Source organism: Paenibacillus sp. P4_A7, assembly GCF_056402455.1.
Genome location: NZ_JBFUHJ010000192.1, coordinates 1 through 9604, shown reverse-complemented (window position 1 = coordinate 9604; position 9604 = coordinate 1). Strand labels below are relative to the sequence as shown.

Annotated in this window: 12 protein-coding genes; 1 reads left to right on the top strand and 11 read right to left on the bottom strand. The window is 40.2% G+C overall.

The window, feature by feature from the left end; all coding sequences use genetic code 11:
- Nucleotides 1–100: 100 nt before the first annotated feature.
- From AC1DWN_RS20100 to AC1DWN_RS20060, 9 genes are all read right to left on the bottom strand, one after another.
- On the bottom strand, nucleotides 101–901 hold the full coding sequence (locus tag AC1DWN_RS20100; RefSeq protein ID WP_477560683.1) for an acyltransferase domain-containing protein: 801 nt from the start codon (nucleotides 899–901) through the stop codon (nucleotides 101–103).
- A 21-nt stretch (nucleotides 902–922) separates the two neighbouring features.
- Complete coding sequence (locus tag AC1DWN_RS20095; protein ID WP_477560682.1) at nucleotides 923–2131, bottom strand: Gfo/Idh/MocA family protein; 1209 nt, start codon at nucleotides 2129–2131, stop codon at nucleotides 923–925.
- 106 nt (nucleotides 2132–2237) lie between these two features.
- Nucleotides 2238–3566, bottom strand: a complete 1329-nt coding sequence (locus AC1DWN_RS20090; RefSeq protein WP_477560681.1) for a multi antimicrobial extrusion protein MatE — start codon at nucleotides 3564–3566, stop codon at nucleotides 2238–2240.
- A gap of 207 nt (nucleotides 3567–3773) precedes the next feature.
- Nucleotides 3774–4472, bottom strand: coding sequence for a cytochrome c biogenesis CcdA family protein (locus AC1DWN_RS20085; RefSeq protein ID WP_477560680.1), 699 nt, complete (start codon nucleotides 4470–4472; stop codon nucleotides 3774–3776).
- Nucleotides 4472–5047 carry a thiol-disulfide oxidoreductase ResA gene (gene resA / locus AC1DWN_RS20080; protein ID WP_477560679.1) on the bottom strand — a complete coding sequence of 192 codons (576 nt, stop codon included), beginning with the start codon at nucleotides 5045–5047 and terminating at the stop codon, nucleotides 4472–4474. Before resA ends, AC1DWN_RS20085 begins: the two co-directional genes overlap by 1 nt.
- 30 nt (nucleotides 5048–5077) lie before the next feature.
- Nucleotides 5078–5662: an SCO family protein gene (locus AC1DWN_RS20075; RefSeq protein ID WP_477560678.1), complete on the bottom strand. Its 585-nt coding sequence runs from the start codon at nucleotides 5660–5662 to the stop codon at nucleotides 5078–5080.
- A 15-nt stretch (nucleotides 5663–5677) separates the two neighbouring features.
- The gene (locus AC1DWN_RS20070) at nucleotides 5678–5998 is read right to left on the bottom strand and encodes a c-type cytochrome (protein ID WP_477560677.1); all 321 of its coding nucleotides are present in this window, start codon (nucleotides 5996–5998) and stop codon (nucleotides 5678–5680) included.
- Nucleotides 5998–6435, bottom strand: coding sequence for a FixH family protein (locus tag AC1DWN_RS20065; protein ID WP_477560676.1), 438 nt, complete (start codon nucleotides 6433–6435; stop codon nucleotides 5998–6000). Before AC1DWN_RS20065 ends, AC1DWN_RS20070 begins: the two co-directional genes overlap by 1 nt.
- A gap of 140 nt (nucleotides 6436–6575) precedes the next feature.
- On the bottom strand, nucleotides 6576–7403 hold the full coding sequence (locus AC1DWN_RS20060) for a uroporphyrinogen-III synthase (RefSeq protein ID WP_477560675.1): 828 nt from the start codon (nucleotides 7401–7403) through the stop codon (nucleotides 6576–6578).
- 238 nt (nucleotides 7404–7641) lie between these two features.
- Between AC1DWN_RS20060 and pdxR the strand changes: the two genes are divergently transcribed.
- Nucleotides 7642–9084 carry a MocR-like pyridoxine biosynthesis transcription factor PdxR gene (pdxR, locus tag AC1DWN_RS20055; protein ID WP_477560674.1) on the top strand — a complete coding sequence of 481 codons (1443 nt, stop codon included), beginning with the start codon at nucleotides 7642–7644 and terminating at the stop codon, nucleotides 9082–9084.
- 140 nt (nucleotides 9085–9224) lie between these two features.
- On the opposite strand, the gene AC1DWN_RS20050 is transcribed toward pdxR, so the two are convergent.
- Nucleotides 9225–9359 (bottom strand): hypothetical protein, encoded by a 135-nt coding sequence (locus AC1DWN_RS20050; protein WP_477560673.1) that lies wholly within the window; start codon nucleotides 9357–9359, stop codon nucleotides 9225–9227.
- Nucleotides 9360–9389: 30 nt separating this feature from the next.
- The coding region (locus AC1DWN_RS20045) for a Rieske (2Fe-2S) protein (protein WP_477560672.1) at nucleotides 9390–9604 on the bottom strand (215 nt) is incomplete at its 5' end.

Genomic DNA, 9604 nt, shown 5'->3' with positions numbered 1-9604 from the left:
GAATAAGTATTACAAATTTGTGTAAGCTCGATTTTTGAGCTTATGGTTTTTAAAAAAAAAGCGTTAAAACCGTTGATTTCTCGTCGGTTTTAACGCTTTTTCAATACACCTTAATTCCGTACCCAGCCCCTAATTTATTTCCCGCGATTAGATACGCTTTAGCATTTCTTTGCAATTCAGTATCTTCGCTGTACTCTGTAAATTCTTGGCTTGTCTTCTGGAAGATACGTTGTTCCGCTTCTTTCGACTCCAGATCTAACTTATAAATATGAAAATGCTTTTGAAACTGTATAATGTTCGAATTTGGTTTTAATATTTCACTCAGCTTCGGGTACATCAGCCAAGAATGACAAATGAATACAGAACTAACTCCTCTAAAAAATGCTTTGGCTTGCTCGAAGGATTCCTCCACCAAGTGTAAAGGCTCGCCCGCGGGAATATGGACATTCAGTATGATTTGATTTTTCTTAACCTGCTTACCCTCTACTTCTAGATCGCAATCCATGACACTAGGTTGAAACTGCAATCTACCCAATCTGAACAACCTAAGCTTCATATGCTCTTTCAGCCAGCTATATTCTTGAATGCCATATTCCCCGAACTCTCTCTTACACTCCAAGCACCATATTTGAATGTCTGAAAAAGTGTCAAAGTAAATAGGGTCTTCAATGCCTTTAATTTGATACTCCTTATAAATATCCACTGCAAATCTAACAAACAAATATAAAAATAGCTGTCGATGCTCTTCTGTTTGCTTAACACGTTCAAAAAAAGTTTGCTCATTCTCATAGAAATGAAGTTTATAGCTCTCATAAGTTTCTTCACTTATTGGATACCGATTCACTATCAGCTGTGCATCCGGACTAAGCTTTATACCCTCACAAAATTGTTGGATATTCATTTCTACTTTCCTCCATAACGTCTATCTGTTTATCCATTTCCCGTTTGTAAAGTCAGGAATCGCAACCGGTTGTCCGCCTAGTGCAATGGAATCTTCAGACAACGTAGAAATGCTCATCCACGAAGCCATATCATAAACATCAAGTGGTGTTTGGGTTCCCTGCTTTACACTTTCGAAGAAGTCAGCGAATACAAGCCAGTCAATTCCGTCATGACCGCCCTTAACGCCATCCGCCAAATACTTTTTCCAAATTGGATGATCGTACTGCTCTCTAAACTGTTCAACATTTCCCCACTGCTCATTCCATGTGTGGTGGGAGGCATCATGCTGCTTATCAATAAAAACAGAACGATTGTCCTCCGTATACATGCCTTTTGTCCCTCTAATTGTAAATCCCCTTGAATAGTATCTAGGCAAAGTAGTGTCCAGAGTGATCGTAATCGTCTCTCCATGTGCACATTTGATTATCGTTGTAATAATATCACCCTGCAAAAAATTGGTATTCAGCAATTCTTTATCTTCACTTTTTTCATTCTTGATGTACTCACTCATCCCTCTTGCTTTTGAAGCCATTGACACAAGAGATACCATTCTATTACCACGATTTATATTGAGAACCTGAGCAATTGGTCCAATTTCATGCGTAGGATAATTTTCACAATTACGGTTGATATAATTACTTAAGCGATAATGCCTTTCTTCTTTTCCATTAGCAATTTCCGATCTCAGATCATGATGGTAGCCTCCGGAAGCGTGTACAATTTCACCAAATACGCCTTGCTTCACCATGTTCAGAACCATAAGCTCATCTCTGCCATAGCAGCAGTTTTCCATGATCATGCACGGCACTTTAGTTCTTTCATACGCTTCTACCAGTCTCCAGCATTCTTGAATGGAATAGGCACCACCTACTTCGCTGGCTACATATTTACCTGCTTCCATTGCTGCTACAGCAATATTGATATGCTCTTCCCAAGATGCTCCAATAACAACGGCATCTAAATCTGCAATAGCCAATAGCTCTCTATAGTTTTCTGTAATGAATGGCCGAACCCCCCGTGCCTCTTCAACCATATCTGCCCCAATCTCACGCCGATCCTCATATAAATCGCAGACAGCTACTACATCTACATCATCATTTGACAATATAACAGCTGATAGTAGTCCGGTTCCGCGCCCACCAAGACCGATAATCCCAACTCTTACTTTATCCTTTACTTTAGTACCCATTGATTGTAGCCTCCATCGATTGTCGTAGTTTTATAGCTATATTTTATAAGAATTTATGTTAGATTGATTTAGCCTTAAAAGCTATTATTTGGACAATTCCGATATATTAAAGTCCGGGAGATAGAGAATTAGAAGGCTTCATAAACCGCAGCGCCAGCGCTACGAAGATGAGCTCCGCAGTCATACCGATCGATTGTGCCCAAGCCCCAATGGTCCCATTCCATTCTGGCGACAAGCTAATACATACTATTAAAGTCATAAGGGTAAAACTGAAATTGGCGATTTGTGAACCTACAATAAGCTTCGTCTGCCCTCTTACAAACACAAGTCCATTCAATACATCAAGCCAAGGCATTACGAGCGCAAACAGCACAAATGCTTGTAACACTCGAATACTCTCCGCTTGTAGTCGCCCATGAACCCCAATAATGTGTTCCAGCAAAAAAACACCTGCAGGTGTAAAGGCGATTAACCCCATTAAGATAGCCGGTACGAATCCCAGCATTAAAGTAAATTTCCGAACAGCAGCAGGGTCTATACGATAGAAATTGATTACAATTTGATGAAAATAACTGAAAAAGCTGCTAAGCAGCATAACTAGACTGGCTGCGATAGCAAAGGAAGAAATAGCTAATTGCGCATCCCATGTCTTTCCCAGCAAGGCATTAATGGCCGGGCCGATCCAAACCGAAATAAATGAGGAGATTAATAAGGGCCGATAAAAAGAAAAAACATGACGTTTATTTTCGATCGGATGCTGCTCTAGCTTGTCCGGCATCTTGCGAACTAGTAACCGTCCCTCTGTAAAACTGATTGCGGCTTCGATCATCATTCCAAATAAAAATATTACCGCACCAACTACTCCGCTTGTAACTCCTGTATGAATAAAATAAAGGGAGAGCATATACATACCCGCCAGCCGGACCGCCATACCAATTGTTAACCATTTCGTTCGTAAATTATAAATGATGACCCCTTGATAAAGGCAACGAATACCGGAGAATAAGCTAACGAACATCAGCACCTTATACACACGAATGACATCTGGAACGTTATCTTCGCTGACTCCGAACACACCTTGGAAAATGAATGTTCCAAGCGGTGTATAACTTATAATAAAACCCATAATCATAATGCTGGCAAATACAATCTGTGCTACTGTTAGCGTTGATCGAAAGGATCGCTTATCCCGGACAAGAGTAGAGCAGGTTTGTCTAAGCAGCACGGCAGGCCGTTCCGTAATAGCAAGCAGACTCATCGCAATGGCATAACTCGCAATAATGCGTTCAGGATCTACGGCTCGGCTTAACGTGCTGTTGATAATAACATGTGAAATGGTCACTAAACTTGCTGAAATACCTAACGGCAGAAAGAAAGACCAAAGCCTTTTCATGCTAACCGATTGTCTCTCTGGTTGAGCTAATGGTAGATTCATAGCTGGGCTCCTTCAAAGCTTTACGACTTATAAGGCATCCGTATCTCACTTCTCGTTCAATTATAGCTCCGTTCATTGTTAATGCCTACACACTTATACGAGTCTCTAACAATTAACGGATTCATATGTCCTTGATCAAAAAATATAGGGGAGTAACGTCCCATTCGGAACGATACTCCCCTATAAGAAATTTGTGTTATTCCCCTTTTAAAAGCTAGTAAACCACTCATTTATTACATTCACTTTATCAAAGTAAAGCATGATTCCCACAATGACTAATAAGACCCCGCCTATTTTCATAAACATATTGGAGTACTTTAATATTCCTCTTACTCTTCCAATAAAATAGGCCATTAGAATAAATGGAATACCGAATCCCAGTGAATAAGCAGTCACATTCATAAAGGTTTGAAGCGGATTCGGGTTAATCACGTTGGAATACATGATCGCTCCGAATATCGGTCCAATACATGGCGTCCAGCCTGCTGCAAAAATAATTCCCACTAAAACAGATCCCAGAGATTTATTCATCTTGACTTTCATTACTGGGAAGCGGAATTCCTTCATCATGAAGCGAGGTTGAATAATTCCAATTAAAAATAATCCGAGAACAAAAATGAAGACGCCGCCAAGCATACGAATAAGATCGCGATAATTTTCAAAGAAATGACCAATAAAGCTCGCAGAAAATCCAAGAATATAATAAACCAGTGAAAACCCTAATAAAAATAAAATGGAATGCCGAAGCAGTGTCAATCTTACTTTGGACGATCCTGTAGTCTGTATTTCACCAACCGATACTCCTGTTATGTAGGACAAAAAGGATGGGTATAAGGGAAGCGTGCAAGGAGATATAAAAGCTAATACCCCACCACCAAATGCAATTGACCATGTCAAAGTATCCATTACGGCACAACCTCAATCACTTTCTTGTTTTCCCCATACGATTTTTCACTAACAGGCTGGATCTTTTTCATCAAATCGAGAACATCATTTGAACTGTTTAATTCACCTGTTATTTTATCGACGATTTCTCCCTTTTCATTAATAAGGATCGTTACGGGCAATCCACCGATTTTATATAACCCTTTCGTTTCGTTATTCGAATCTAATAGAATGGGAAATGTAAATCCAAGCTCATCTGCAAATTGACTTACGGCAGACTTTTTTTGTCCTACGTTTACAGCTAGTATCTCAACGCCAGGAACCTGCTTATAGACTTGATTCATAAGGGGCATTTCATTGATGCAAGGCTCACACCAGGTTGCCCAGAAATTCAGGAACACTCCTTGTCCTCTATAATCAGATAGCTTTACCTTTTCACCTTGCAAATTTGCAAGTTCAAAGTTTGGAGCGCGATTACCAATTTCCACTTCCGTACGATTTTTAGTCATGCTTTCAAAGATTGCATACCCTATTCCTAAACCTATTATTATAATCAATGCAGCTCGTGCCCACTTCGATCGCTGAATGGTGTTCAAGCAGATCATCTCCTTCCGCATCAAAACAAACTATGCCTGTAAAGCCTTTATATCTTTAATGATCTGATCAAAGGGCGTGTCCATCGTTCCATCATATTTACCGACCACGCTGCCTGATTGATCAATGAGAAAAAACGATGTCCCGTGGATGACTTGATCAGATGCTGTATCTTTAACAACAATCGTTTTAAACGATTTGAGAATAAAAGACTTGATTTCATCAAATTTATAACCGGTTAAAGCATGCCAGTTAGTGAAGTTTGCATCAAATTTACCAAGATAACCTTTTAAAGCTGCCGGGTCATCCCGCTCTGGATCAACCGAGAAAGAAACCAACTCTGCCTCAATACCCGCTTCACTTATTCTTTTTTGCAGCTCCGCCATATTCGCTGTCATAGCGGGACAAACCGTTGTGCAATAAGTAAATACAACATCTGCAATCCAAACCTTATTTTCCAAATCAGATAAGGAAAACGGACTACCGTCCTGATCCGTATACTCGAATGGCTCTACTTTCATATTAAAATCAGCCGCACTCGGTTTATTGCTACTACCGCATGCAGTAGTAATAACGATTATGATACTAATCAGACCCATTAACATAAACTTCCGCATCGTCCAATCTCCTCCTTATTCCTTTTCCGAAAGCCACTGTACCAAAGCTTCAATCTCTTCTTGGTCTAGTGATTTTTTAAAAGCTGGCATCCCTTTCGCTCCGTCCGATATAATCGCATTCAACTGCTCTCCTGACAACCTCGCGCCCACCTGCTGTAGATTCGGACCGACCCTTCCTTTTAAATCCGCAGCATGACAGCCTAAGCATTTACTTTTATACAATACCTCCGCACTTATCTCTTTAGCCTCTTTCGGTTGATTATCATTTCCAGCATTACTGCATGCAGTCACGATTAGAAGTAAGACTAATAGAAGGCTGATGGACCATTTCTTCATTATGAAACCTCCAATTCTTTTTTCGGCATAACATGCATTTCTCTAGCCGTAACATGAGCGATGACATAATACGTTCCTGATTCGGGAAATACTTTCTCGATGCTATATAATCCATTTTCTGAATGTGACGCATCTACTTTTTCACGCTTATTCTCATCCGTTTCATCGCCTTCTTTCCAAAGCTCAAACTCCACCTTTTGTGCGTCTTCAACATTTTTGGATCCTTGGGTAACATGGGCCGATATTAAAATGGGTTTACCCGCTTGTATAGATCCGGTATCGAGCTGAATGTCTACCTCAACGATTTGGGGCAGCCCTTCGCTCCCTTCTTCGTTATTCGAGCAAGCAGAAAACAGTAGAAGACTGATTATTGCTATGCTCATGAGCAGCAGCTTTGGGATGGATCCCATCATTCTAGATTCATGAGACCTTTTCATATTTATATCCCCTTTCAAATTCGAAGTACTTTATTTTGTAATCTCATCTAACACTAGAGTAGACATGAACAGGCGTCACCAGCCACTACTGAAGCAGACATACCAACCAAGTTCAAGAATTTGAAACAAATGCTTCAACTTTAATAGGCCAACAACGTTGATTTGTGTTGATAGTACTGCCCGAGCTCCATTATGTTCTCTCTGGTCTGCTTCCCCTCAAGAGCTAATTGGCGATTAATGCCCTCTTCTTTGAGTGCTTCAGCGGTTGCTTTTCCTACTGCAACAACTAGCACCTTATATTTGAAGCAATCTTTAACTGGAAAATAATAGTCATTGTTTTTAACAAATAGAAAAAATGCTCGAACTTGAACAGCTGTCGTGAAACACACCGCATCCACTGCACCATTAAAAATCTCTTTGCATAACAAGTCGGATACTTGCACCTCTGAAGGAATCTGATGGTAAGGTATGATTTGTCTCACGTTCGATCCCTTCTTCTCCAAAAATTTGATCAATAATGGAGAAGGCTTATCTTCTAACTGTAAAGTCACCTTATTTCCTGTGTATACAAATCGATTTAAATTTTTGACTAATCCTTGAATGCGGCTATTATCCTCAACAAAAATAGGTGTGATTCCCATTTTCTTTAACATCGCAAATGTTTTGTAACCTATGGCCACTACTTTCGCTGCATTCATAATTTCAATTAGCGCAGAACGAATCACCATACACTCCCCTTGTTTCATAATCGCTTCAAGTCCAGTTCTAGAAGTGAATATAATCCAATCACTCCTGTCCTCGATAAGACGAAGCAGTTCATGCTGAATATGCATGGTAGAGAGTGTTAACTTACTCTCCTGCGGCCTGGCAACAGGAGTGCCGCCTAACTTCTTAATCATTGAACTCATGTCATGCCAATCGTTATTGCCTGCAATTGCAATACGTTTTCCCATCAAACCTTCATTCATTGTGAGCCCTCCTATCTTATGTCAGCCGGTATATTCATTCACACCAGTATGAATTATTAATACTAACTAAATCATAAGTAATAGATGCTCAATTGAAACCATCCAAGGTATATCCATTAGAACCATCCATATGTACAATTCGTAATTCAATCGTCAAATATTTCTATTTAGAAGTTAAAACTGCTTGTCTAGCAAATGTTATACTAAATACAAAATGATTCAGGAAGGGGTGTACGTCATGTGGAAGCCTGATCGTTCTAATAAAATACCGCTATACCAACAAATCGCAGATAATATTGAAACGAGAATTTCATACGGTGAGTTTCCTCCTGGCAGTTTGCTTCCTTCCGAACGAAAGTTGGCAGAGCAATTAGAAGTAAACCGAAGCACGGTTATTCTTGCATACGAAGAGCTTCGTGCTCTTGGTATAATCGAGAGTCGATCAGGCGGTGGAACTAGGGTAAGTAAACACAAATGGGGCGCAACGCCGAAACATACCCCCAATTGGCATCGCTATGTAGACGGAGGAAATTTTCTTCCTAATGTGCCTTTCCTGCGCCGTATCAGGGAAGCGCTGCAACAAAACGATCAACTAATTGACTTTGCTAGCGGTGAGCTAGCTGCTGATTTATCACCAAATCAGGATATCAAAGCTTTATTAAGTGAAAATCCCTTCTCCGAGCATTTAGGCTATGACAACCCACAGGGCTACATCCCACTTAGGGAAGCACTTGTTCAGTATTTAAAGGATTACCGGAACATCAACACAACAGACTCCTCCATTCTTATTACTTCGGGGTCTCAACAATCACTGTATTTAATTACTCAATGCTTGCTCGTCCCTGGGGATGCAGTAGCAATAGAAGATCCTTCCTATTGCTACTCTTTGCCTATGTTTCAATCTGCCGGTCTGCGATTACTTCGGCTGCCCATCGATAATAAAGGGATCCATCCTGAGGATATTAAAGCCTTGTATAAAAAACATAAAATCAAAATGATTTTTATCAATCCGAATTTCCAAAATCCAACCGGTGTATGCATTGATCCCGAGCGTCGAAGTAAATTGCTGGACATAGCAAGCAACTTAGGCATTCCAATAGTGGAGGACGATCCCTTTAGCCTAACTGCTTATAATGGCGTACCTCCAATGCCTTTAAAATCTTTTGATACGCATGGTTCTGTCATACATATCGGTTCCCTCTCGAAGACAATAGCCTCAGGTCTAAGAATAGGCTGGATGGTGGCCCCTAATTCAGTTGTTAGCCGACTCGCCGATGCAAGGCAGCAAATGGATTTTGGTCTTAGTGTCGTTCCGCAACGGATTGCAACACAGTTTATTCAGTCTCCATACTTTGATCCTCATCTGGATCGGTTACGGATGAATCTGCTCTTTAAAAGAGATTTGATTATCGATGCCTTGCGTAAAGAACTCCCTGAGCAGATAGAATTTACGACTCCTCAAGGGGGTCTACATCTATGGTGTAAAATCATTCCTAAGTTTAATGAAAGCAAATTACTGGAAGAGTGTATACGAAGAGGAGTTGTGTTTGTACCTGGCAGTGTTTATGGATCTGATGCTGATTATGTTCGATTCAACTTCTCTAGACCAAAGGCGGAAGAAATCGGTGCGGGGATAGCTATTTTTGCGGAAGCATTTCGTACTATCCTTACACAAGCGTAAACGGCTGTTGCCGTCCTTTGACAGCATAAGTTCGTTTCGCGGTGAAATAATAAAATGTGCAGGAGTAGCTTGATTTAGGAACAAGTTTTCCTGCACGTTTCTACGTTATGGTTTCCTCTCAAAAAGCTGCATTACTTTCTTTATTGACCATCGATACGGTCATCGTGATCTTCCCATCTCTTCGAGTATGCTTTATTCGTAATCCATATAGTTACCCACGACAAACCGATAATAACGATTGCAGATATGATCCAAACACTTATCGGTACTTGCATAACTGATCTCCTCCTTCGATTATTTTCGTTTTAGATAAGTGCAATTAATTGTCCATCTTTTTGGATAATAGTATAGGTAGCGAGTTTTTCGCTTTTTAGAAACAAACAGTTCCCCGTATGGCTATCAAAATTCCAGCCATGAACATTGCAAACAAGCTCTTCATCATTTTTCTCGATTAGATAACCCATATGCGGACAAACCCTAGAAGCTAGCAAATATTGTGTGTCATTTTTCAATAAATAGT

Bases quoted from the DNA above. Each gene is read 5' to 3' on its own strand.
- AC1DWN_RS20100 (WP_477560683.1), bottom strand. From the start codon at position 901: ATGAATATCCAACAATTTTGTGAGGGTATAAAGCTTAGTCCGGATGCA.
- AC1DWN_RS20095 (WP_477560682.1), bottom strand. From the start codon at position 2,131: ATGGGTACTAAAGTAAAGGATAAAGTAAGAGTTGGGATTATCGGTCTT.
- AC1DWN_RS20090 (WP_477560681.1), bottom strand. From the start codon at position 3,566: ATGAATCTACCATTAGCTCAACCAGAGAGACAATCGGTTAGCATGAAA.
- AC1DWN_RS20085 (WP_477560680.1), bottom strand. From the start codon at position 4,472: ATGGATACTTTGACATGGTCAATTGCATTTGGTGGTGGGGTATTAGCT.
- AC1DWN_RS20075 (WP_477560678.1), bottom strand. From the start codon at position 5,662: ATGCGGAAGTTTATGTTAATGGGTCTGATTAGTATCATAATCGTTATT.
- AC1DWN_RS20070 (WP_477560677.1), bottom strand. From the start codon at position 5,998: ATGAAGAAATGGTCCATCAGCCTTCTATTAGTCTTACTTCTAATCGTG.
- AC1DWN_RS20065 (WP_477560676.1), bottom strand. From the start codon at position 6,435: ATGAAAAGGTCTCATGAATCTAGAATGATGGGATCCATCCCAAAGCTG.
- AC1DWN_RS20060 (WP_477560675.1), bottom strand. From the start codon at position 7,403: ATGAATGAAGGTTTGATGGGAAAACGTATTGCAATTGCAGGCAATAAC.
- pdxR (WP_477560674.1), top strand. From the start codon at position 7,642: ATGTGGAAGCCTGATCGTTCTAATAAAATACCGCTATACCAACAAATC.
- AC1DWN_RS20050 (WP_477560673.1), bottom strand. From the start codon at position 9,359: ATGCAAGTACCGATAAGTGTTTGGATCATATCTGCAATCGTTATTATC.